Annotated in this window: 21 protein-coding genes; 12 read left to right on the forward strand and 9 right to left on the reverse strand. The window is 73.2% G+C overall.

Features of this window, described 5'->3' with window-relative positions:
• Positions 1 to 237 precede the first annotated feature (237 nt).
• From ACYU96_RS09920 to ACYU96_RS09945, 6 genes are read left to right on the forward strand one after another with little or no spacing between them, the layout of a single operon-like run.
• A complete protein-coding gene (locus tag ACYU96_RS09920) occupies positions 238 to 1116 on the forward strand; it encodes a branched-chain amino acid ABC transporter permease (RefSeq protein WP_460752383.1) in 879 nt (292 codons plus the stop codon).
• The gene (locus ACYU96_RS09925) at positions 1113 to 2177 is read left to right on the forward strand and encodes a branched-chain amino acid ABC transporter permease (RefSeq protein WP_460752386.1); all 1065 of its coding nucleotides are present in this window, start codon (positions 1113 to 1115) and stop codon (positions 2175 to 2177) included. Before ACYU96_RS09920 ends, ACYU96_RS09925 begins: the two co-directional genes overlap by 4 nt.
• A gap of 5 nt (positions 2178 to 2182) precedes the next feature.
• Positions 2183 to 3463 (forward strand): ABC transporter substrate-binding protein, encoded by a 1281-nt coding sequence (locus tag ACYU96_RS09930; RefSeq protein ID WP_460752388.1) that lies wholly within the window; start codon positions 2183 to 2185, stop codon positions 3461 to 3463.
• A gap of 58 nt (positions 3464 to 3521) precedes the next feature.
• Positions 3522 to 4619, forward strand: a complete 1098-nt coding sequence (locus ACYU96_RS09935; protein WP_460752391.1) for a phosphotransferase family protein — start codon at positions 3522 to 3524, stop codon at positions 4617 to 4619.
• Positions 4619 to 5836 (forward strand): acyl-CoA dehydrogenase family protein, encoded by a 1218-nt coding sequence (locus ACYU96_RS09940; RefSeq protein WP_460752394.1) that lies wholly within the window; start codon positions 4619 to 4621, stop codon positions 5834 to 5836. Before ACYU96_RS09935 ends, ACYU96_RS09940 begins: the two co-directional genes overlap by 1 nt.
• 53 nt (positions 5837 to 5889) lie before the next feature.
• On the forward strand, positions 5890 to 7488 hold the full coding sequence (locus ACYU96_RS09945) for an AMP-binding protein (RefSeq protein WP_460752397.1): 1599 nt from the start codon (positions 5890 to 5892) through the stop codon (positions 7486 to 7488).
• 5 nt (positions 7489 to 7493) lie between these two features.
• On the opposite strand, the gene ACYU96_RS09950 is transcribed toward ACYU96_RS09945, so the two are convergent.
• The gene (locus tag ACYU96_RS09950) at positions 7494 to 7910 is read right to left on the reverse strand and encodes an acyl-CoA thioesterase (protein ID WP_460752400.1); all 417 of its coding nucleotides are present in this window, start codon (positions 7908 to 7910) and stop codon (positions 7494 to 7496) included.
• Complete coding sequence (locus ACYU96_RS09955; protein ID WP_460752403.1) at positions 7911 to 8573, reverse strand: QsdR family transcriptional regulator; 663 nt, start codon at positions 8571 to 8573, stop codon at positions 7911 to 7913.
• A gap of 109 nt (positions 8574 to 8682) precedes the next feature.
• On the opposite strand from ACYU96_RS09955, the gene ACYU96_RS09960 reads away from it, so the two are divergent.
• Entirely contained in the window at positions 8683 to 9891 is a 1209-nt protein-coding gene (locus ACYU96_RS09960) for an acyl-CoA dehydrogenase family protein (protein ID WP_460752405.1), read from the forward strand.
• Between the two features lie 67 nt (positions 9892 to 9958).
• Entirely contained in the window at positions 9959 to 11182 is a 1224-nt protein-coding gene (locus ACYU96_RS09965) for an acetyl-CoA C-acetyltransferase (RefSeq protein ID WP_460752408.1), read from the forward strand.
• 60 nt (positions 11183 to 11242) lie between these two features.
• Here ACYU96_RS09965 and fabG read toward each other — a convergent pair whose 3' ends face one another.
• The 5 genes from fabG to ACYU96_RS09990 form a co-directional block, all read right to left on the reverse strand.
• Positions 11243 to 11998 (reverse strand): 3-oxoacyl-ACP reductase FabG, encoded by a 756-nt coding sequence (gene fabG / locus ACYU96_RS09970; RefSeq protein ID WP_460752411.1) that lies wholly within the window; start codon positions 11996 to 11998, stop codon positions 11243 to 11245.
• 38 nt (positions 11999 to 12036) lie between these two features.
• A complete protein-coding gene (locus tag ACYU96_RS09975) occupies positions 12037 to 13149 on the reverse strand; it encodes an alcohol dehydrogenase catalytic domain-containing protein (protein WP_460752414.1) in 1113 nt (370 codons plus the stop codon).
• Between the two features lie 81 nt (positions 13150 to 13230).
• Positions 13231 to 13398: a hypothetical protein gene (locus ACYU96_RS09980; RefSeq protein WP_460752417.1), complete on the reverse strand. Its 168-nt coding sequence runs from the start codon at positions 13396 to 13398 to the stop codon at positions 13231 to 13233.
• On the reverse strand, positions 13391 to 14071 hold the full coding sequence (locus ACYU96_RS09985; protein WP_460752420.1) for a DsbA family oxidoreductase: 681 nt from the start codon (positions 14069 to 14071) through the stop codon (positions 13391 to 13393). The genes ACYU96_RS09980 and ACYU96_RS09985 overlap by 8 nt, the downstream gene beginning before the upstream one ends.
• Before the next feature lie 41 nt (positions 14072 to 14112).
• Positions 14113 to 14631, reverse strand: coding sequence for a gamma carbonic anhydrase family protein (locus ACYU96_RS09990; RefSeq protein ID WP_460752423.1), 519 nt, complete (start codon positions 14629 to 14631; stop codon positions 14113 to 14115).
• Between the two features lie 69 nt (positions 14632 to 14700).
• Between ACYU96_RS09990 and ACYU96_RS09995 the strand changes: the two genes are divergently transcribed.
• Positions 14701 to 14934, forward strand: coding sequence for a helix-turn-helix domain-containing protein (locus ACYU96_RS09995; protein ID WP_460752426.1), 234 nt, complete (start codon positions 14701 to 14703; stop codon positions 14932 to 14934).
• Between the two features lie 21 nt (positions 14935 to 14955).
• Here the strand turns inward: ACYU96_RS09995 and ACYU96_RS10000 are convergent, their stop codons facing one another.
• Both ACYU96_RS10000 and ACYU96_RS10005 read right to left on the reverse strand, forming a co-directional pair.
• A complete protein-coding gene (locus ACYU96_RS10000; protein WP_460752429.1) occupies positions 14956 to 15927 on the reverse strand; it encodes an NAD(P)-dependent alcohol dehydrogenase in 972 nt (323 codons plus the stop codon).
• Between the two features lie 92 nt (positions 15928 to 16019).
• The gene (locus ACYU96_RS10005) at positions 16020 to 16787 is read right to left on the reverse strand and encodes a GTP pyrophosphokinase (RefSeq protein WP_460752431.1); all 768 of its coding nucleotides are present in this window, start codon (positions 16785 to 16787) and stop codon (positions 16020 to 16022) included.
• A 169-nt stretch (positions 16788 to 16956) separates the two neighbouring features.
• On the opposite strand from ACYU96_RS10005, the gene ACYU96_RS10010 reads away from it, so the two are divergent.
• From ACYU96_RS10010 to ACYU96_RS10020, 3 genes are all read left to right on the forward strand, one after another.
• Positions 16957 to 19236 carry a discoidin domain-containing protein gene (locus ACYU96_RS10010; protein WP_460752434.1) on the forward strand — a complete coding sequence of 760 codons (2280 nt, stop codon included), beginning with the start codon at positions 16957 to 16959 and terminating at the stop codon, positions 19234 to 19236.
• Between the two features lie 45 nt (positions 19237 to 19281).
• Positions 19282 to 20331 (forward strand): LacI family DNA-binding transcriptional regulator, encoded by a 1050-nt coding sequence (locus ACYU96_RS10015; protein WP_460752437.1) that lies wholly within the window; start codon positions 19282 to 19284, stop codon positions 20329 to 20331.
• Positions 20332 to 20442: 111 nt separating this feature from the next.
• Positions 20443 to 22122, forward strand: coding sequence for a glycoside hydrolase family 13 protein (locus tag ACYU96_RS10020; RefSeq protein ID WP_460752440.1), 1680 nt, complete (start codon positions 20443 to 20445; stop codon positions 22120 to 22122).
• The last annotated feature ends 11 nt before the right edge of the window (positions 22123 to 22133 follow it).

Raw genomic sequence — 22133 nt, forward strand, 5'->3', positions numbered from 1 at the left:
TCGTCACGGCGCAGCTGCTCGCGGTGCTGCGCGACGCCGCGGGACGGACCGGCATGACCGTGCTGCTCGCCGAGCAGAACGTGACGGGCGCGCTCTCGGTCGCGGACCGGGGCGTCGTGCTGAGCCTGGGCGAGGTGGTGGCCGACCGGCCTGCCGCCGAGCTGGCCGCCGACCCCCAGCTCCGGCACGCCTACCTGGGCTTCTGAGGCCCGGACCACCGAGGAGGGAGGAAAGACCGTGGATCAGTTCGTCTTCTTGCTGGCCGCAGGGACCGCCCGCGGCGCCGTGCTGGCGCTCTTCGCGATCTCGCTGGTCATCGTGTGGCGCGCGGCCCGGGTGGTGAACTTCGCGCAGGCCGCGATGGCGATCGTCGGCGTGTACGTCGCGTTCGCGCTCACCGCCGTGAGCGGCTCGTACTGGGCCGGGCTGGCGGGTGCGGTCGCCACGGGCGCCGTCGTCGGCGTGCTCGTGGAGCGCGGGCCGCTGCGGCTCGTGCCGAAGGACGACCCGCTGCCCGGCATGATCGTCGCGATCGGGCTCGTCATGGTGCTCCAGGCGGGGCTCGCGATCGCGTTCGGCGCGGCGCACCGCCCGGTCGAGGCGCCGTTCTCGCAGCGGCCGTTCCTGCTCGGCGGGATCCCGGTGCTCTCGCGGTACGACCTGTTCGTGCTGCTCACCGCGGCCGTGGTGATGGCCGCGCTGGCGTGGGTGTTCAACCGGACGTCGCTCGGGCTGCGGCTGCGCGCGTCGGCGTTCGCGCCGGAGACGTCGCGGCTGCTGGGCGTGCGCGTCGGGCGGATGATCACCATCGGCTGGGCGGTGTCCGTCGCCGTCGCGGCGCTGGCCGGGCTGCTGCTGGTGCCCACCGAGCTGGGCCTGAACCCGCACGCCGCCGACATCCTCTTCGTGCAGGCGTTCGCCGTGGCGGTGATCGGCGGGCTCGACTCGACCGTCGGGGCGATGCTCGCCGGCGTGGCCGTCGGCGTGCTGACCAGCCTGGTGACCGGCTACGTCGCGTCGGCCGCCGCGCCGATCGCGGTGCTCGTCCTGCTCACGGCCGTGCTGCTGGTGCGGCCGGGCGGGATCTTCGCGGCGAGGGAGGCCCGGGCGGCATGAAACGGACGCTCGTCAAGGCCTCGCTCCTGACCGTCGTGGCGCTTGCCGCCACCTTCGGGCTCGACCCGTTCCGCAACTTCCAGCTCGCCACCGCGGCCGGCGTGTTCGCGGCCGTCGCCGGGCTGACCGTGCTGGTCGGGCTCACCGGGCAGCTCTCCCTCGGGCACGCCGTGCTCATGGCGGCCGGCGGGTACGGGTACGCGCTCGCGTCGTCGGCGACGTCCGAGGCGCTGGCGGCGAACGGGTCCGACGGCCCGCTCCTGCCCTTCCTCGCGGGGGTCGCCGGCGCGCTGGCGGCGTCCGGCCTGCTCGGGCTGCTGCTCGGCATGGCGGCCGCGCGGCTGCGCGGTCCCTACCTCGCGGGCCTCACGCTCGCCCTGGTCATCGCCCTGCCGTCGGCGGCCGTGGTGATCGGGCCGCTCGGCGGGGACCAGGGCCGCGGCGCGCCGTTCCTGCCCGTGCCGGAGCCGCTGGCCGCCCTGGTCGCCGTCGAGCAGTGGCACGCCTGGATCGCGATCCTGCTCGCGGCCGTCGCCGTGACGCCGCTGCTGGTCCTGCGCAACGGGCGCGCCGGCCTGCGGATGCGGGCCGTGCACGACGACGAGACCGCCGCCCGGCTGGCCGGGATCGACCCGGGCCGGGTCAAGGCGGGCGCGTTCGTCGCCAGCGCGCTCGCCGCCGGTCTCGGGGGCGCGTCCCTCGCGGTCACCACCCAGAACGTCAGCCCCGGCGCGTACGGGCTCGGGTTCTCGCTGCTGCTGGTCGTGGCCGTCGTCATCGGCGGGCTCGGCAGCATCGGCGGGGCCGCCGTCGGGGCCGGCATCGTCGTCGTCCTGCCCTGGGCCGCCGACACGCTCACCCGCGCCCTGCCCGCCGGCGCGGGCGAGCGCCTCAACGGGAACCTCGCGCTCCTCGTCCTCGGGCTCGTCGTGATCACCGTGACGGTGGTCGCGCCCGGCGGCGTGGCACGGCTGGCGGGACGGTCCCGCACGAAGAGGTCCCGCACGCAGAAGAGCACCACCCCCGTCCCCACCACCCCCGTCTCGAACACAGAGAGGTGATCGACATGAACCATTCCCTGAGGACCCGCCCGGCCCGGAGAGCCCTGACCGCCACCGCGGCGGCCACCGCCGCCGGCCTGACCCTGGCCGCCTGCTCCACACCGAGCGCCGCGGACACGCCCGGCGTCACCGACGACACGGTGACCATCGGCACGCACCAGCCGCTGACCGGCCCGGCCGCCGCCGGCTACGCGCCGATCTCGGCGGCGACGACGGCCTACTTCGAGTACGTCAACGACAACGGCGGCATCCACGGCCGCAGCATCGAGTACGTCGTCAAGGACGACGGCTACAACCCCGCCAACACGCAGACCGTGGTGCGCGAGCTCGTCAGCGAGGAGAACGTGTTCGCCCTCGTCAACGGCCTCGGCACCCCGACCCACACGAACGTGCTGGACTACGTCACCCAGAACGACGTGCCGGACCTCTTCGTCGCGTCCGGCTCCTCGACCTGGAACGACCCCGAGCAGCACCCGAACACGTTCGGCTTCAACGCGGACTACGTCACCGAGGGCGCCTCGCTCGCGCAGTACGCCGCGGACACCGACCCCGACGCGACCGTGTGCGTGCTCGGGCAGGACGACGACTTCGGTGCCGGCATCCTCGAGGGCGTCGTGTCCGTGGTCGGCGACGACGGCGTCGGCGCGGTCGAGTACTACTCGACGTCGAGCGAGGACATCACCGCGCAGATCGGCGCCCTCAAGGCGGCCGGCTGCGACGTCAACGTGCTCGGCACCGTCAACGGGTTCACCGCCCTGGCCATCGGCACCGCCGCACAGCTCGAGTGGTTCCCGCGGTGGTACGTGTCCTCCGCGGGCGGCGACTACGAGACCGTCCTGGAGTACCTCGGTGCGGAGAACGGCCCGCCGCTGCTCGAGGGCCTGGTCAGCGTCAACTACCTGCCGCAGGCCGCCGACGACGAGTGGGTCACCCTCTTCGAGGAGATCAACGAGGAGTACAACGACGGCGCGCTGTTCACCGGCACCACCGTGTACGGCATGAGCGTGGGCTACCTGTTCGCCGAGGCGCTCGCGGCCGCGGGCGAGGAGCCGACCCGGGAGTCGCTGCTGGAGGCCGTCGAGTCCGGCGAGCTGGTCGGCAACGGCGTCGTCCCGCTGTCCCTGGGCGCCGACGACCACGGCGCGTACCACGCGTCGGGCATCACGGTCGTCGAGGATGCCGTGCAGGACTACGTCGGCGCCACGTACGCGTGGGACGGCGGGTCCGTCGAGCCGGTCGAGGCCGAGCCGGTCCCGCTCGAGAACGACGGCATCCCCGGCTCCTGAGCACCGTGTACTGAGAACGCGGTACGGCGGACGCCGTGCCGAGAACGAAGGGGGAGCGATGAACGACGACGCGCAGACGCCCGGCCTCGACGTCGGGGGCCTGGGCCGGTGGCTCCGGCGTGAGCACCCGGACCTGTACGACGGCGGGACGGCGCAGGGCGGGCTGACCGCGAGCCTCGTCACGGGCGGGCGCAGCAACCTCACGTACCGGGTGGACGGTGCGCGCGTGCCGCTCGTGGTGCGGCGCCCGCCGCTCGGGCACGTCCTGGCCACCGCGCACGACATGCGGCGCGAGCACCGGGTGACCACCGCCCTGGCAGGGCGCGTCCCGGTGCCGCCCACCGTCGACGTCGTCGACGACACCCCCGGTGACGACGGGTCCGGCGGGGACGTGACCGGCACCGTGTTCTACGTCATGGAGCACGTGGCGGGCGAGGTGCTGTCCCGGCCCGAGCAGAACGCGGCGTTCACGCCCGCGGGCCTGCGCGGGCTCGGGCTGCACCTCGCCGACGTGCTCGCCGACCTGCACGACACCGACCCGGACGCCGTCGGGCTCGGCGACTTCGGCCGCGCGGCCGGGTACCTGGACCGGCAGATGGCCACGTGGCGGCGGCAGTACGACGCGTCGCGCTCGCGGGAGCTGCCGGACCTGGACCGGCTGCAGGACGTGCTGACCGCCTCGGTGCCCGACGACGGCGGCCGGGCGGGCATCGTGCACGGCGACTACCGGCTGGACAACGTCATCGTGTCCGGCGGTGCCGCGCCCCGCGTCGCCGCGGTCCTCGACTGGGAGATGGCCACGCTCGGGGACCCGCTCGTCGACCTCGGGATGCTCGGCATGTACTGGGGCATCCGTGACCTGGCGGGGGAGGACGTCGTCGCGGGCGCCGTCGTGCCCGGGGTCGGGTACCCGGAGTTCGGTGAGCTCGTGGAGACGTACGCGGCCCGGCGCGGGATCGGGATGCCCGACCTGTCCTGGTACCGCGCGTTCGCCTGCTACAAGCTCGCCGTCATCCTCGAGGGCGTGCACTTCCGCTACCGCGCCGGCCAGACCGTCGGCGGAGGCTTCGACATGATCGGCGAGCTGGTGGGCCCGCTCGCCGACGAAGGGCTGGCGCAGGCCGGTGCCACCACGACCGAGGGAAAGGGACGCTGATGGACTTCGCCCAGGACGAGACCACCGCCGGGATCACGCGGAGGGTCCGCGCGTTCCTCGACGAGCACGCGGTGCCCGCCGAGCCCGTGCTCGCCGAGCAGGTCGCCGCCACGCCGGACGACTGGTCGTTCCGGCCCGTCGTGCGCGAGCTGCAGGCCGCCGCCCGCGAGCAGGGGCTGTGGAACCTGTTCCTGCCGCCCACCGCGCCCTCGGGCGCGCGCGGCGCCGGGCTGACGAACGTGCAGTACGCGGCCGTCGCCGAGCTCACCGGGCGCAGCCCGGCGCTCGCGCCGCCCGCGTTCAACTGTGCCGCCCCCGACACGGGCAACATGGAGGTGATCGACCACTTCGGCACTCCCGACCAGCGGGAGCAGTGGCTCGAGCCGCTGCTGGAGGGCCGGATCCGGTCCGCGTTCTGCATGACCGAGCCGGACGTGCCGTCGTCGGACGCGGCGCAGATCGCCACCCGCATCACGCGGGTGGGCGACACCTACGAGATCACCGGGCGCAAGTGGTTCGCCACCGGCGCGATGAACCCGGACGCGAAGATCTTCGTCGTCATGGGCAAGACCGACCCGGACGGGCCACGGCACCGGCAGCAGTCCATGATCCTCGTGCCCCGCGACACCCCGGGCGTGACCGTGCGGCGCGGGGTCACCGTGCTCGGCTACGACGACCGGGACCACGGCGGGCACGCCGAGGTGACGTTCGATGGCGCCGTGGTGCCGGCGTCGAACATCCTGGCCGGGGAGGGCGAGGGCTTCGCCATCGCCCAGGCCCGGCTCGGGCCCGGCCGCATCCACCACTGCATGCGTGCCGTCGGCACGGCGGAGCGCGCCATGGACCTGGTGCGCGAGCGGGCCCTCGACCGCGCGCCGTTCGGGCGGCCGCTCGGCGAGCAGGGCGTCGTGCGGGAGTGGCTCGCGACCTCCCGCATCGAGATCGAGGCCCTGCGCCTCCTCGTGCTCAAGACCGCCTGGCTCATGGACCGCAGCGGCACCAAGGAGGCCATGACCGAGATCCAGGCCATCAAGATCGCCGTCCCGCGCGCCGTGCAGGCCATCCTGGACCGCGCCATGCAGCTCTTCGGCGCCGCCGGGCTCAGCGGCGACACGCCCCTGGCGGGCATGTTCGCCGGCGCCCGCGCCCTGCGGATCGCCGACGGGCCCGACGAGGTCCACCTCGCCTCGCTCGGCAGGGCCGAGCTGAAGCGCTGAGCCGGCGCCCCCGAGGCGCCGCGCACCCATCGACCGGATCAAGGGAGATCACCATGACAGACCCCGCAATCGACGGGCCCGGGCAGGGGACCCTGTCCATCGCCAGCATCCTCGCCGAGACCGCGACGCGGAAGCCCGCGCGGCCCGCGCTGCACTTCATGGACCGCACCATCACCTACGGCGAGCTCTGGGACCAGACCCGCGCGTACGCCGGTGCGCTCGCCGCCCGCGGGATCGGCCCCGGCTCGCGCGTCGCGATGATCGTGCCGAACGTGCCCGACTTCCCGCGCGTCTACTACGCCACGCTCGCCCTGGGCGCGGTGGTGATCCCCGTGCACCTGCTGTTCAAGGCGGACGAGATCGAGTTCGTGCTGCGCGACGCCGGGGCCGACGTGCTCGTCGTGGCGGCGCCGATGCTGGCCGAGGCCGCCCCCGCGGCCGCCCGGGCCGGGGTGCCGCTGCTGACCGTGCTCGCGCCCGAGGAGGTGGCGCGGGCGAACGGCCTGGCGCGACTCGAGGACGAGGCGGCCGCCGCGGCCCCGATCGAGCGGCACACCCCGGTGAACCCGCTGGCCGCCGCGACCGTGCTGTACACGAGCGGGACCACCGGCACGCCGAAGGGCGCCGTGGGCTCGCACCTGGCGATGGTGGAGCAGGTGCACTGCTCGCTGATCGACTCCATCAAGATGGATCCCGACGCCGTGATCTACGGCGGGCTGCCGCTGTTCCACTCGTTCGGGCAGATGGCCGTGATGAACGTCGGCTTCCGGGTCGGGGCGTCGATCATCCTGCTGCCGAAGTTCGACCCGGACGACGCGCTGGCGCTGCTCGTGAAGTACCGGGCGACGGTGTTCACCGCCGTGCCCACGAACTTCGCGGGCATGGTGGAGGCGGCCCGGCGCTCGTCCGCCCGCCCGCCGCTGGAGTTCGCGGTGTCGGGCGGCGCGGCGCTGCCCGTCGCGCTCCTGGAGGCGTTCGAGGAGGCGTACGGCGCGCAGGTGCACGAGGGGTACGGGCTCACCGAGACGTCGCCGTCGTGCACCTTCAACATCACCTCCGAGCCGATCCGCCCCGGGAGCGTGGGGCAGCCGATGTGGGGGGTCGACGTCGCGGTCGCGGCGTCCGACGTCGAGGAGCGGATCGAGCTGCTGCCGCGGCCCGCACCCGGGGCCACGAGCGGGCTCGGCGAGATCGTGGTGCGCGGGCACAACCTCATGAAGGGCTACCTGGGGCGGCCCGACGCGACCGCCACGGCCGTCGTGGACGGCTGGTTCCGCACCGGTGACCTCGGCACGGTGGACGGGGACGGCGTCGTGACGATCGTGGACCGGAAGAAGGACATGATCATCCGCAACGGCTACAACGTGTACCCCACGGAGGTCGAGGCGGTGCTCGCCCGGTTCCCGGGGGTGTCGCTCGGGGCGGTGTTCGGGCTGCCCGACGACGTGCACGGGCAGGAGGTGCACGCCGCCGTCGTGCCGTCGCAGGACGCGACCGTCCGCGCCGACGACGTCGTCGCCTGGATGCGGGAGAAGGTCGCCGCGTACAAGTACCCGCGCGTCGTGCACGTCGTGGACGACCTCCCCCTGGGGCCGAGCGGGAAGGTGCTGAAGCGGGACCTGGTGCAACGGTTCCGGGACGCCGGGTCCTGACGGTGTCAGCCCGTGACGTCGAGGTGTTCCTCGATCGCCGCCCGGATCCCGGCAGGGACCGGCACCGGGCGGCGGGTCCGCCCGCCGACGAACACGTGCGTGAACGTGCCCAGGGCGAGCGCGTCGCCGCGGCCGGGCGCGCCCGCCGGCAGGATCGCCAGGTCCCAGGTCACCGACGTGTTCCCGAGCCGCGCGACCGCGACGTCGACCTCCAGCTCGTCAGGGAAGGACGCCGGGGCGAGGAACTCGCAGTGCGAGACCCGCACGAGCCCGATGACGTCGCCTGCCGGGTCCAGGCCGCCGTGCCGGATCATCCAGGCGTTCACGCAGGTGTCCATCGCCTCGTAGTAGACGGTGTTGTTCATGTGGCCGTACTGGTCGTTGTCGTTCCAGCGCAGCGGGAACGGGATGCGGGCGGTCATCTACCTCTCCTCGACCCGGAGCAGGTGTCGGAAGGCGGTGCGAGCCCGCTCCGGGCTGGGCTCGTCGCCGGTGATCAGGTCGGCGTAGGTGAACGACTCCGACACCCGCACCACGAGGTAGGCCAGCTCGTCGGGGGTGATGGCGCCGCCGAACGGCGCGTCGCCGAGCTCGCGGCGCACCAGCCACTCGGCGGTGGCGCGGAAGCGGCGCTGGATCGGGCTCCCGGCGGTGGTCAGCAGGCGCAGGGCACGGGCCGGCTCGCGGCGCAGGAACGTGCGGAAGTAGTCCGCCTCGATGAGGTCGGTCGCGAAGCGGGTCAGCAGGCCGGCGACGCGGTCCGCGCCGGACGACGACGCCGTCGCGCGCCACGCCTGGACGAGCGTCGGCTCGGCGAGCGACCACAGGACCTCGCCCAGCAGCGCGTCCCGGTTGCCCACCCAGCGGAACACGGACGTGCGGTCGACGCCGAGGCTCGCCGCGAGCGGGCCCATGTCGAGACGCCGGCCCGCGATGAAGCTCTCCCGGGCGAGCTCCAGGACCCGCCGCGCCTCGGGGTGGGTGGTCAGCCGCGCGGACAGCCGCGAGGGGGCAGCGGCCAGCCCGACCGTCGCGATGCTCGGCGCGGCGGTCTCGGTGCTCGGCGGGATGTCGGTGCTCGGCATGGCGCACACCATAACCCGGCCGACCGGGGGTTGTGCAACATATTCAAGAATGATGCATACTGGACACGATGCAGGTACTGACCCGCGATCAATGACGACCGGAGGACCGATGGCACTCACATCCGACCCCGCGACCGAGCAGGCGACAGCGCTGCTCGACGCCGACTTCTACGCGTTCCAGACGCTCCTGGCCCCGCACGAGCAGGAGATCGCGGCCCGCGTCCGGGAGTTCATGGAGCGCGAGGTGCGCCCCGTCGCGGACGACTACTGGGACCGCGCGGAGTGCCCGGTCCACCTGTTCAAGCCGTTCGCGCAGCTCGGCACGCTCGGCTCGGCGTGGGAGGAGACCCGCACGGCCGAGGTGTCCGCCGTCGCGCGCGGCTGGTTCGGCCTGGAGACCGCCCGGGTCGACTCGTCGTTCTGCACGTTCATCGGCGTCTCCGGCGGGCTGGCGATGAGCTCGATCGGCGTGGGAGGCTCGCCCGAGCAGCGCGCGCAGTGGCTGCCGCCCATGGCGGCCGGCGACGTGATCGGCGCGTTCGGCCTCACCGAGCCGCTCGCCGGCTCCGACACCGCCAAGGGGCTGCGCACCACCGCGACCCGGCACGGCGACACCTGGGTGCTGAACGGCGAGAAGCGCTGGATCGGCAACGCGACGTTCGCCGACGTCGTCGTCATCTGGGCCAAGGACACCGCCGACGACCAGGTCAAGGGCTTCCTCGTGCGCAAGGGCACGCCCGGGTTCGGTGCGACGAAGATCGAGCGCAAGCAGTCGCTGCGCATCGTGCAGAACGCCGACATCGTGCTCACCGACGTCGAGGTGGCCGAGGCCGACCGGCTGCAGGGCATCAGCTCCTTCCGGGACGTGGCGCAGGTGCTGCGCATCACGCGCGACGGCGTCTCCTGGCAGTCTCTCGGCACCGCCTGGGGGGCCTACGACGCCGCCGTGAAGTACGTGGGCGAGCGGGAGCAGTTCGGGCGGACCATCGGCGGCTTCCAGCTCATCCAGGACAAGATGGCCACCGCGCTCGCGAACCTCACCTCCAGCCTGGCGATCTGCGTGCGCGTGGCACAGCTCCAGGACGAGGGCCGGCAGACCGACGCGCACGCGGCCATGGCCAAGTCCTTCGTGACCACGCGCATGCGCGAGACCGTGGCGCTGTGCCGCGAGGCGTGCGGCGGCAACGGGATCACGCTCGACACCGGCGTCGCACGGCCGTTCGCCGACGCCGAGGCCGTGTACACGTTCGAGGGCACCAAGGACATGAACCAGCTCATCGTGGGGCGGGCCATCACCGGGCAGGCGGCGTTCGTCTGAGGCGCGGGCACCCTGCCCGCCGCCGCGCACGCCACCCCGCACGAGCACCACAGACGCAGGAGGAATCATGACCGAGGCCTACATCGTGGCCACCGCGCGCTCGCCGATCGGGCGCGCGTACAAGGGATCGCTCACCGGGATCCGCGCCGACGACCTCGCCACCCTGATGGTGCGGGCGGCCGTCGCGAAGGTGCCGGGCCTGGACCCGGCCCGCATCGACGACCTGCTGCTCGGCTGCGGGCTGCCGGGTGGGGAGCAGGGCATGAACATGGCACGCGTCGTCGCCGTGCTGTCCGGCTGGGACGAGGTGCCCGGCACCACCGTGACGCGGTACTGCAGCTCCAGCCTGCAGACCACGCGGATGGCGTTCCACGCCATCAAGGCGGGCGAGGGCGACGTGTTCGTGTCCGCCGGCGTGGAGTCGGTGAGCCGGATGCAGGTCGGCTCCAGCGACTACATCCCGGGCGCCGAGCTTGAGAACCCCCGGTTCGCCGAGGCCCTCGAGCGGACGGCGGCGCGCGCCGAGGGCGGCGAGCAGGGCTGGACGGACCCCCGCGCGGCCGGGAGCCTGCCCGACCCGTACATCGCGATGGGGCAGACGGCGGAGAACGTCGCCGCGCTGCGCGGCATCACGCGCGCGGAGCAGGACGCGTTCGCCGCCCGCAGCCAGCAGCGCGCCGAGCAGGCGGTCGCCGACGGCTTCTGGGCGAACGACATCACGCCGGTCACGCTCCCGGACGGCACCACGGTGACCGCCGACGACGGCCCCCGGCCGGGCACCACCGTCGAGAAGCTCGCCGCGCTGGAGCCCAGGTTCCGTCCCGACGGAACCGTCACCGCCGGCAACGCCTGCCCGCTGAACGACGGCGCGGCCGCCGTGGTGGTGATGTCCGAGCGGATGGTCGAGGAGCTCGGCGTGCAGCCGGTCGCCCGGATCCTGTCGACCGGGGTGAGCGGGCTGTCGCCCGAGATCATGGGGCTCGGGCCGGTCGAGGCGTCGCGGCAGGCGCTGGGGCGGGCCGGGCTCGCCGCCGGCGACATGGACCTGGTCGAGATCAACGAGGCGTTCGCCGCGCAGGTCATCCCCTCGGCGCGCGAGCTCGGCATCGACGAGGAGCGGCTGAACGTGAAGGGCGGCGCGATCGCCGTCGGGCACCCGTTCGGGATGACGGGCGCGCGCATCACGTCCACCCTCCTGAACGCCCTGGCCGACACCGGCGGGCGGTACGGCCTGGAGACGATGTGCGTGGGCGGCGGGCAGGGGATGGCGATGGTGGTCGAGCGGCTCTGACCGGCACGCACGAGAGGGGCGCCCCGGCGATCGCCGGGGCGCCCCTCTCGTGCGTGCCGGTCAGTCCCGCGGGCCGCCCGCGACGTACAGCACCTGGCCCGAGACGAAGCCCGCGGCCTCCGACGCGAAGTACGCGACCGCGGCCGCGACGTCCTCCGGCAGGCCCACCCGGCCCACGGGGATCTGCTGTGCGGCGCCCTCCAGGAGCTGGTCGAAGGTGATGCCCATGCGCTCGGCCGTGGCTTGCGTCATCGCGGTCCGGATGGTGCCCGGCGCCACCGCGTTCGCGGTGACCCCGAACTTGCCCAGCTCGATCGCGAGGGTCTTGGTGAAGCCCTGCATGCCGGCCTTCGCCGCCGCGTAGTTCACCTGGCCGCGGTTGCCCAGCGCCGACGTCGAGGACAGGTTCACGATGCGGCCGTACCCCGCGGCCACCATGTGCGACTGCACGGCCCGCGTCATGAGGAACGCGCCCCGCAGGTGCACGCCCAGCACGGCGTCCCAGTCGTCGGCGGACATCTTGAACAGCAGGTTGTCCCGCAGGATCCCGGCGTTGTTCACCAGGACCGTCGGCGCCCCGAGCTCGCTCGCGACCCGCTCCACGGCGGTGGCCACGGCGGCCTCGTCGGACACGTCCGCGCCGACGGCGATCGCGGTGCCGCCCGCGTCCACGATCTCCTGGGCGGTCACCTCGGCCTGCTCCTGGAGGAGGTCCAGCACGGCGACCGCGTAGCCCTCCGCGGCGAGGTGCTTGGCGGTCGCGGCGCCGATGCCGCGCGCGGCTCCGGTCACGATGGCGGTACGAGAGGTCATCATCGTCCTTTCGGATCAGGGTGTGTGCTCGGTCTGGCGGGTCAGGGGAAGTCGATGAGCTGGCGCAGGGCGGTGCCGGAGGCGAGGCGGTCCAGGGCCGTGGGCAGATCCTCCAGGGTGATGCGGTCCGAGACCAGCTTCTCCAGGGGGAGCCTGCCCTCGCGCCACAGCCCGACGTAGCGGGGCACGTCCCGGCCCGGCACGGCCGACCCGAGGTAGGAACCGACGACGGTGCGCGCCTCCGCGGTCAGGCTCAGCGGCGAGACGGCGGCGCGGGCGTCCGGGTGGGGGAGCCCGACGGTGACCGTCGTCCCGCCCGGCGCCGTGATCGCGTAGGCGCCCTCGAACGCCCGCGGATGGCCCGCGGCCTCCACGACGACGGGCGCCCGGAACCCGGCCCCGGCCGCCTCCTGCGGCGTGTACGCGGCGACCGCCCCGAGCTCCCGGGCCAGGCGCAGCTTCTCCGGCACGGCGTCGACGCCGACCACCTCGTGCCCCAGCGCGGTGGCGACCAGCAGCGCGGCCATCCCCACCCCGCCCAGCCCGACGACGGCGACCGTGTCGCCCGCGCGCGGCCGGCCCGCGTTGACCACGGCGCCGCCCCCGGTCAGCACGGCGCAGCCCAGCAGGGCCGCGACGTCCGGCGGGACGTCGTCGTCCACCGCGACCACCGACGTCGAGGAGACGACGGCGTGTGTCGCGAACGCGCTCACGCCCAGGTGGTGGTGCACGGGTTGCGGGCCGCCGCCGGCGGTGCGGTGCAGGCGCGTGCCGCCGCCCACGAGCGAGCCCTGCGCGTTCGCCGCGCTGCCGACGGAGCAGGGCAGCCGCCCGTCGGTGCGGCACGCGTCGCAGTCGCCGCAGCGGGGGAGGAACGTCATGACGACGCGCTGCCCGACGTCCGCCGTCGCGCCCGGGCCGGCCTGCTCGACGCGGCCCGCCGCCTCGTGACCGAGCAGCATCGGCACCGGGCGCTCGCGGTTCCCGTCCACGACCGACAGGTCGGAGTGGCACAGCCCGGCCGCCTCGATGCGGACCAGGACCTCGCCCGGGCCGGGCGGGTCGAGCTCGAGCGGGCCGATGGTGAGCGGCTGGGAGTCGGCGTAGGGCGCCGGCGCGCCGCAGCGCTCCAGCACGGCACCGGTGATCTCCACGGTCTGGCCTCCTTGCCATGGGGGATGTGCCGACAGCATACCGACCAAGCGGTATGTTGCCTAGCAGGCCCGCGGCCGCCGTCAGGGAGCGGCGTGGTCCGGCAGGGCGCACACGCCGTCGACGCACGCGGCGCCGTCCACGGCGAGCATGTTCAGGACGGGGGCCGTGGGCGGCGACCCGGTCGTGGTGCCCTCGGCGGTCTCGGTGCCCTCGGCGGTCTCGGCAGCGGGCCGGGCGGCGTCAGGCATCGGCGGGCTCCGTGGTCCGGGCGCCGGAGGCCTCGTCGATCACCTGGACGAGCACCGCGGGGTCCTGCGCGCCCGAGACGCCGTACCGGCCGTCCAGCACGAAGAACGGGACCCCGTTGATGCCGTAGGCGCGGGCCTGGGCGATGTCGGCGGCGACGTCGTCGGTGAACCGGCCGCTCTCGAGCGCCGCGAGCACCTCGTCCCGGTCCAGCCCGACCTCGGCGGCCAGGTCCGCCAGGTCGGAGGCGTGCCCGACGTGGCGCCCGTCCGTGAAGTACGCCTTGAGCAGGCGCTCCTTCATCTCGTACTGCTTGCCGTGCTGCTTGGCCAGGTGCAGCAGCTCGTGGGCCTTGAGCGTCCTGGTGTGCCGCACCTCGTCGGTGCGGAACTCGACGCCCTCCGCGGCCGCGAGCTCGGCCACGTGGTCCTGCATCTGCCGGGCCTGGGCCAGGGGGATGCCCTTGTGCCCGGCCAGGAACTCGGTCGCGGTGCCCTCGAAGTCGACCGGCGTGTCCGGCGACAGCTCGAAGGAGTGGTACTCGACGGTCACGTCCGGGCGCGCGCCGTCACGCTCGGTGATGCGCTCCAGGGCGGACTCGAGCCGGCGCTTGCCGATGTAGCACCAGGGGCAGGCGACGTCGGACCAGATGTCGATCTTGAGGGTTTCGCTCACGTGGGGCGACAACGCCGCGCCCGGGCACTGCATTCCAGCCCTCAGCCCACCGAGCGGCGGTGCAGCTCGGCCAGCTTCCGGTACTCGACCGCGTTCTCCCGCACGCGCTCGCGGGCGGCGTCGTCCAGCTCGCCGCGGACCGTGGCCGGGAGTCCCGCGGCCAGGTGGCCGGCCGGGATCTCCTGGCCCTCGCGCACGAGCGCGCCGGCCGCGACGAACGATCCGGCGCGGACCACGCTGTCGTTCAGGAGCGTCGCGCCCATGCCGATGAGGCAGCCGTCCTCGACCGTGGCGCCGTGGATGACCGCCCCGTGCCCGACGCCGACCCCGGCACCGATGCTCGCCGGGACGCCCGTGTCCGTGTGCACCACGCAGTTGTCCTGGATGTTGCTGCCCGCGCCGAGCGTGATCGCGTCCATGTCGCCGCGCAGCACCGCGCCGTAGAAGACGCTCGCGTGCGGGCCGATCGTCACGCGGCCGACGACGGTCGCGGTCGGCGCGATCCACGCCGTGGGGTCGATCTGCGGTTCGTGTCCGTCGAACGGGAGAACTGTCGCCATGGACCGCACCCTACGTTCCCGGGCGCGTCGCCGGGACGCCCGGGCGCTCGCACCGGGAGACTGTGCGGCATGGAAAGTCAGTACAAGCCTCACGATGTCCGGTTCATGACGTTGAGTGACGTCTGCAAGACCCTCGACGTCTCCAGCGCGATCGTCTACGGCCTGCTCCGCAGCGGCGAGCTGCCCGGCATCCAGGTCGGGCCGAAGAAGGTCTGGCGGATCGAGCGGTCCAGGTTCGAGGAGTACGTCGCCGCCCAGTACGCGCAGGTCAGGGAGCGGATCGAGCGTGGCGACGTCTCGTAGCGCCCGGTCGTCGGGCAGCGCTCAGTCGCCGGCGACCTCCACCACGAGCTTGCCGTGGTTCGCCCCGCTGGCGAGGCGCTCGTAGGCCGCGCGCGCGTCGTCGAGCGGGAACACGCGGTCGATGACCGGGCCGACGGCGCTCGTGGTGACCAGGGCGGTCACCGCGACCAGGGCGTCGCGGCTCTGCGGGACCACGAGCACGCGCACCCGCTTGCGGGTGAGCCACTGGATGCTCGGCCCGGCGACGAGCGTGGCGAGCAGGACCCGGGTGCGCCCGCCCACCATGTAGTACGTCCCGCCGGGCCGCAGCGCCCGCTGCACGCGGTAGGGGGAGCGCCGGGCGACGAGGTCGACGACCAGGTCGTAGCGCTCGCGCTCCTCGGTCCAGTCCTCGGTGTCGAACGCGATCGTCCGGTCGGCGCCGACGGCGCGCAGGTAGTCGGCCTTGTCCCGGTGGTCGACGGCGGTGACCACGGCTCCGGCGTGCTTCGCCAGCCCGACGACGAACGACCCGCCGGCACCACCGGCCCCGTTGACGAGGACCTGGTGACCGGGCCGGACCTTGCCCGCCTCGTGCACGGCGCGCCAGGCGATGCAGCCGGCCTGCGGCACGGCGGCGGCCTCGGCGAACGACAGCTCGGCGGGCTTGCGGGCCAGGAGCCTCGGCGCGGCCGCGACGTACTCGGCGAGGCCGCCGCGGTACCCGGCCAGCTCGCCGAACACCTCGTCGCCGGGGGCGAAGTCGGTGACGTTCCTCCCCACGGCGGCCACGACGCCCGCGATGTCGGACCCGGGCACGGGGTTCCCGGGGCGCAGCAGCCCGTGGATGCGCGCGTAGAAGGGGGTCCCGGCGAGGTTCTCCCGGTCGGAGCCGTTGAGCGAGGTCGCGTGGACGCGCACCAGCACCTGGTCGTCGGTGGGCACGGGCTGGGGGACGTCCTCGAGACGGATGCCGTCGGCGGGTCCGTATCTGTCCTGGATGACCGCTCGCACGGAGCCTCCTCGGGCGTGGAAGTGCTGGTGAGAACGCTATCGGCCGAGGGCGGCCGGCACCAGGTGCGGCTCAGGTGAAAAACTTCGCGGGGTCAGGAGCCGCGGGTGAGGCGACCGTGGTCGTCGAACCGGGCGTCGTCGGACCGCCCTGACCAGAACTCGCGCAGGATCTCCTCGGGGCTGAGCAGGGTGTCCGGCCGGACGGCGGGCTCGGTGCCGCCGGAGAGCTGCTTGACCTCCTCGTGGATCCGCTCCATGGACGTGTCGAGGGACTGGGCGACGTCGGCGGCCAGCTTGAGCGAGTCGATCAGGTGGCGGGGGACCTCGCGGTCGTACTTGTAGTAGATCTTGTGCTCGAGCGAGGCCCAGAAGTCCATGGCGATGGTGCGCAGCTGCACCTCGACGATGACGTCCTCGACGCGGTCCGACAGGAAGACCGGCACCTGGAGGATGAGGTGCATCGACCGGTACCCGTTCGGCTTGGGCGTGGCGATGTAGTCGCGCTCCTCCACGAGCGTGATGTCCGCCTGCTTGGTGAGCATGTCGCGTACGTGGTAGATGTCCGAGACGAAGCTGCAGGTCACGCGGATGCCTGCGATGTCGAACATGTGCTTGCGGATGCCCTCGGGCGTGAACGGGATGCCCTTGCGCCGGCACTTGGCCACTATCGAGTCGAGCGACTTGAGCCGGGAGCCCACGTGCTCGACCGGGTTGTACTGCTGCATGTGACGCAGCTCGTCGCGCAGGATCGAGATCTTCGTCATCACCTCGTCGATGCCGAACTTGTAGGTCAGCGCCATGCGGCGGACCTCGTGCATCACAGTCCTGAGCTCGTGCGGGTCAGGGTCGACCGTGTCCATGGGCAGATCCTAGGCGGAGCGAGGGTTGACGGACGTGCGGCGCGTTCGTAGGCTCATGGGCGCGCAAGAAGTGAACAGTCGGCTGCACAAAGTTGTCAGTCGGTGAGAAACATTCCGATACCGCTCTTCGCCGCCGCCATCGTCGCCGGCCACGATCCCTGGAGATCCGATGAGAAGACGCAAGCGCATCACCACCGTCGCCGCGCTGGCCGGGCTGACCGGCCTGCTGCTGTCGTCCCTGGCCGCCGTCGTGACGCAGTCGGCGTCCGCGGAGCCGCAGGACCTCGCCGCCGGGCGCCCGGTGGTGGCGTCGTCGTCCACGCAGACCTACGTCGCGTCGCACGCCACCGACGGCGACGTCCGGAGCTACTGGGAAGGCGGCGTCGGGCAGTACCCGGCGACCCTCACGGCCGCCCTCGCCGGGCCCGCCGAGCTGGCCTCGGTGACGGTCCGGCTGAACCCCGACCCCGTGTGGGCCGAGCGGTCCCAGGCGTTCGCGGTGCTCGGGCGCACCGGGTCGGGGGAGTTCACCACGCTCGCCCAGCCGGCCGAGCACACGTTCAGCCCGGGCAGCGGGAACGTCGTGACCGTCCCGGTCACCGGCACGGCGCGGGAGGTGCGCCTGGAGTTCACCGCGAACTCCGGCGCGCCGGGCGCCCAGGTGGCCGAGCTCGAGGTGCACGGCACCCCCGTCGTCGACCCGAGCGACCCGCCCACCGACCCGAGCGACCCGCCGACGGACCCGAGCGACCCGCCGGAGCTGCCCGACGGGCGCGGGGCCGACATGCCGTACCGGCTCCTGGAGGCCGAGGACGGCACCGCCGGCGGCGGTGCCGAGCAGCTCGGGCCGAACCGGACCGTGGGCGACCTCGCGGGCGAGGCGTCCGGGCGGCGGGCCGTGCACCTCGCGCAGGACGGGGCGTACGTGGAGTGGACCCTGACCGAGCCGACGAACACCCTCGTGACCAGGTTCTCCATCCCGGACGCCGCCGGGGGCGGCGGCCGGGACGGCAGCGTCGACATCTTCGTGGACGGCGAGTTCCACCGGCGCCTCGACCTGACGTCGCGGTTCGCCTGGGTGTACGGGAACGAGGCGAGTCCCGTCGACCAGCCGTCCGCGGGCGGCCCGCGGCACCTGTACGACGAGGCGAGCACGTTCCTGGACGGGACGGTCCAGGCCGGGTCGACGATCCGGCTGCAGAAGACGGCCGGCAACCCGGTGCCGGTCGCGGTCGACCTGGTGAGCACCGAGCAGGTGAGCCCGCGGGCGAACCCGGACCCGGACCGGTACGTGGAGCCCGCCGGGTTCACGCACCAGGACGTGCAGAACGCGCTCGACACGGCCCGGACGGACACGGGCGGCGAGTACGACGGCGTCTACCTGCCCGAGGGCGACTACTCGACGTCGCACAAGTTCCAGGTGTACGGGGAGGCGGTCGACATCGTCGGCGCCGGTCCCTGGTACACACGGTTCCACGCGCCCGAGGGGCAGCAGAACACCGACGTCGGCTTCCGTGCCGAGGCGAGCGCGAACGGGTCGAAGTTCCGCAGCTTCTCCTACTGGGGCAACTACACGCGGCGCATCGACGGCCCGGGCAAGGTGCTCGACTTCAGCAACGTCGCGGACATGACCGTCGACGACCTGTGGGTGGAGCACATGGTCTGCATGTTCTGGGCGTCGAACATGGACGACTCGACGATCACGAACTCCCGTATCCGCAACACCTGGGCCGACGGCATCAACATGACCAACGGCTCGTCCGGGAACGTCGTGCGGGACATCGAGACCCGCGGCACCGGCGACGACTCCTTCGCTCTGTTCGCGGCGACCGACAGCGGCGGCTCCGGCCAGTCGGGGAACCTCTACGAGAGCCTGACGTCGCTGGTCACGTGGCGCGCGGCGGGCCTGGCCGTGTACGGCGGGCAGGACAACACCTTCCGCGACGTCCTCGTGGCCGACACCCTCGTGTACTCGGGCGTGACGATCAGCTCGCTCGACTTCGGGTACCCGATGGAGGGCTTCGGGCCGAGCGACACGACGTTCGAGGAGATCTCGCTGGTGCGCACCGGCGGGCACTTCTGGGGCGACCAGACCTTCCCGGCGATGTGGCTGTTCTCCGCGTCCGAGGAGTTCCGCGCGATCCGGATCTCCGACGTCGACATCGTCGACCCGACGTACTCCGGGATCATGTTCCAGACGGGCTACGTGGGCGGGCAGCCGCAGCAGGCCGTCGAGGACACGGTGCTCACGCGGGTCTCGATCAGCGGCGCCCGGCGCAGCGGCGACGACTGGGACGCGAAGTCCGGGTTCGGCATCTGGGCGAACGAGCTGCCCGAGCCGGGCCAGGGTCCCGCGGTCGGCTCGGCGAGGTTCGTCGACCTGACCCTGGCGGACAACGCCGTCGACATCCGCAACGAGACGAGCACGTTCACGATCGACCAGGAGTGACCCGGACGTAGAAAGGCGCGCGTTCGGCGCAAGATCTCGCAAGCCGTGCAAGCGGCTTGCGAGATCTTGTGTAAAGTCGCTTCCATGGGACGACGACTTGCCGATGTTGCCGAGAAGGTCGGGGTCAGCGAGGCGACCGTCAGCCGGGTGCTGAACGGGAAGCCGGGGGTGTCGAGCGCGACGCGCGAGGCGGTGCTGACGGCGCTGGACGTGCTGGGGTACGAGCGCCCGGTGAAGCTGCGCGGTGACCGCGCCCGACTGGTGGGGCTGGTGCTGCCCGAGCTGGCGAACCCGATCTTCCCGGCGTTCGCCGAGGTGGTGGGCGGCGCGCTCGCGCAGCAGGGCTTCACGCCGGTGCTGTGCACGCGCAGCGCGGGCGGCATCACCGAGGCCGAGTACATCGACCTGCTGCTCACCCAGCAGGTCTCCGGGGTGATCTTCGCCGGCGGCCTGTACTCCGAGCGGGACGCGGACCACGAGCACTACGAGCGCCTGGAGTCCCTCGGGCTGCCGGTGGTGCTGATCAACGCGTCGATCGACGAGCTCGGGTTCCCGCACGTGTCGTGCGACGACCTGATCGCCACGCACCAGGGCCTGGAGCACCTCGTCTCGATGGGGCACGAGCGGATCGGCCTGCTGCTCGGCACGAGCGACCACGTGCCCTCGGAGCGGAAGCTGGACGCGGCGCGGTCCTTCGCCGAGCGCGCCGGGCTCGACCTGCCGGACGAGCTCGTGGTGCACAGCCGGTTCGGCATCGAGCCCGGCCAGGCGGCCGCGTCGAAGCTGGTGGACCGCGGCGTCACCGCGATCCTGGCGGCGTCGGACCCGCTGGCGCTCGGCGCGATCCGGGCCGTGCGGCGCGCGGGCCTCGACGTGCCGCGCGACGTGTCCGTCGTGGGCTACGACGACTCGGCGCTGATGAACTCCACGGACCCGGCCCTGACCACGGTGCGCCAGCCGATCGACCAGATGGGCCGCGCCGCGGTGGACCTCCTGGCGAGCCTGATCGACGGCGGGACGGTGTCTCGCGACGAGCTGCTGTTCGAGCCGGAGCTCGTGGTCCGCCGGTCGACGGCGGCGGCGCCCCGGAGGTAGCCGGGACGTCTCCGCGCCGGTGCGCGGAGCCCTCGCCGAAATTTCCTGCACCTATTCCTGTCAGGTTCTTGCGCGAATTCTGTCGGGTCGTTACGGTCGTGCCCAGCAGCAGTGCACACGACCCACGACGTGGAGGGCAGCGTGAACGACCCGGACGAGCGCGCATGGTGGCGGGACGCGGTGATCTACCAGGTCTACCCCCGGTCGTTCGCCGACGCCGACGGCGACGGCACCGGCGACCTGGCAGGCATCAGGTCCCGGCTCGGCTACCTGAGAGACCTCGGCGTCGACGCCGTCTGGTACACCCCCTGGTACGCGTCACCGCTGGCCGACGGCGGCTACGACGTCGCGGACTACCGCGCCATCGACCCCGTGTTCGGCGACCTCGCCGAGGCCGAGGCGCTCATCGCGGAGGCCCGCCGGACGGGCATCCGCACCATCATCGACGTCGTCCCCAACCACGTCTCCGACCAGCACGCCTGGTTCCGGGCGGCGCTCGCCGCCCCGCCCGGGTCGCCCGAGCGGGACCGGTTCTGGTTCCGCGACGGCGCCGGCCCCGGCGGCGACGAGATGCCGACCGGCTGGATCTCCAGCTTCCAGGGCACCACCTGGACCCGCACCACCGACCCGGACGGCACGCCCGGGCAGTGGTACCTCCACCTGTTCACCCCCGAGCAGCCCGACCTCAACTGGGCCAACGCCGACGTGCGCACCGAGCACGAGGAGGTCCTGAGGTTCTGGTTCGACCGCGGCGCCGCCGGCATCCGCATCGACTCCGCCGCGCTCCCCGTGAAGGACCCCGCCCTTCCCGAGGTCCCCGAGACCTGGGACGCCGGCGAGCACCCCCACCTGGACCGCGACGAGCTGCACGACGTCTACCGCTCCTGGCGCGCCGTCGCCGACTCCTACGGCGACGAGCGCGTCCTGGTGGGCGAGGTCTGGCTGCCCGACCCCGAGCGCTTCGCCCTCTACCTGCGTCCCGACGAGATGCACACGGCGTTCAACTTCGACTTCATGACCCGCCCCTGGGACGCCAAGGAGCTGCGCGAGTCCATCACGCGCACCCTCGACGCCCACGCCCCCGTCGGCGCGCCCCCCACCTGGGTGCTGTCCAACCACGACGTCACCCGGCCCGTGACCCGCTACGGGCGCGCGGAGACCTCGTTCGACTTCGCCGCCAAGCGCTTCGGCACCCCCACCGACCTCGAGCTCGGCACCCGCCGCGCCCGCGCCGCCGCCCTCCTGACCGGCGCCCTGCCCGGCTGCCTGTACGTGTACCAGGGCGACGAGCTCGGGCTCCCCGAGGCCGAGGTCCCGCGCGCCGCCATCCAGGACCCGATGCACTTCCGGTCCGACGGCGTCGACCCCGGACGCGACGGCTGCCGCGTGCCGCTGCCGTGGACCGCCGAAGGCCCCGGCCACGGCTTCGGGCCCGCCGGCGGCGCCACCCCCTGGCTGCCGCAGCCCGACGGCTGGGGCGAGTACGCCGTGGACACCCAGCTCGGCGACGACGGCTCCATGCTCACCCTCTACCGGACCATGATCGCGTCCCGCCGCAGCGAACCCGGGCTGCGCGACGAGACGTTCGCCTGGCTCGACCTGACCGGCGCCGACGCGGACTCCCGCGTCCTGGCCTTCACCCGCGGTCCCGGCTTCGCCTGCGTCGTGAACCTCGGGCCCGACGCCGTGCCGCTGCCCCCCGGCGCCACGGCCACCCTCACGAGCGCGCCCCTCACCGACGACGGGCGCCTCCCCACCGACACGGCGGTCTGGTGCCGCCTGCGGGACTGACCCACAGGTCC

The sequence above is a fragment of the Myceligenerans cantabricum genome (assembly GCF_054777735.1).

What these genes read in the sequence shown, in the direction of transcription:
- ACYU96_RS09940 (WP_460752394.1), top strand. Translation starts at nt 4,619, where the DNA reads ATGGACTTCGCCCAGGACGAGACCACCGCCGGGATCACGCGGAGGGTC.
- ACYU96_RS09990 (WP_460752423.1), bottom strand. Translation starts at nt 14,631, where the DNA reads ATGGCGACAGTTCTCCCGTTCGACGGACACGAACCGCAGATCGACCCC.
- ACYU96_RS09930 (WP_460752388.1), top strand. Translation starts at nt 2,183, where the DNA reads ATGAACCATTCCCTGAGGACCCGCCCGGCCCGGAGAGCCCTGACCGCC.
- ACYU96_RS09995 (WP_460752426.1), top strand. Translation starts at nt 14,701, where the DNA reads ATGGAAAGTCAGTACAAGCCTCACGATGTCCGGTTCATGACGTTGAGT.
- ACYU96_RS09935 (WP_460752391.1), top strand. Translation starts at nt 3,522, where the DNA reads ATGAACGACGACGCGCAGACGCCCGGCCTCGACGTCGGGGGCCTGGGC.
- ACYU96_RS09950 (WP_460752400.1), bottom strand. Translation starts at nt 7,910, where the DNA reads ATGACCGCCCGCATCCCGTTCCCGCTGCGCTGGAACGACAACGACCAG.
- ACYU96_RS10005 (WP_460752431.1), bottom strand. Translation starts at nt 16,787, where the DNA reads ATGGACACGGTCGACCCTGACCCGCACGAGCTCAGGACTGTGATGCAC.
- ACYU96_RS09980 (WP_460752417.1), bottom strand. Translation starts at nt 13,398, where the DNA reads ATGCCTGACGCCGCCCGGCCCGCTGCCGAGACCGCCGAGGGCACCGAG.
- ACYU96_RS09965 (WP_460752408.1), top strand. Translation starts at nt 9,959, where the DNA reads ATGACCGAGGCCTACATCGTGGCCACCGCGCGCTCGCCGATCGGGCGC.
- ACYU96_RS09960 (WP_460752405.1), top strand. Translation starts at nt 8,683, where the DNA reads ATGGCACTCACATCCGACCCCGCGACCGAGCAGGCGACAGCGCTGCTC.
- ACYU96_RS09955 (WP_460752403.1), bottom strand. Translation starts at nt 8,573, where the DNA reads ATGCCGAGCACCGACATCCCGCCGAGCACCGAGACCGCCGCGCCGAGC.
- ACYU96_RS09945 (WP_460752397.1), top strand. Translation starts at nt 5,890, where the DNA reads ATGACAGACCCCGCAATCGACGGGCCCGGGCAGGGGACCCTGTCCATC.
- fabG (WP_460752411.1), bottom strand. Translation starts at nt 11,998, where the DNA reads ATGATGACCTCTCGTACCGCCATCGTGACCGGAGCCGCGCGCGGCATC.
- ACYU96_RS09925 (WP_460752386.1), top strand. Translation starts at nt 1,113, where the DNA reads ATGAAACGGACGCTCGTCAAGGCCTCGCTCCTGACCGTCGTGGCGCTT.
- ACYU96_RS10010 (WP_460752434.1), top strand. Translation starts at nt 16,957, where the DNA reads ATGAGAAGACGCAAGCGCATCACCACCGTCGCCGCGCTGGCCGGGCTG.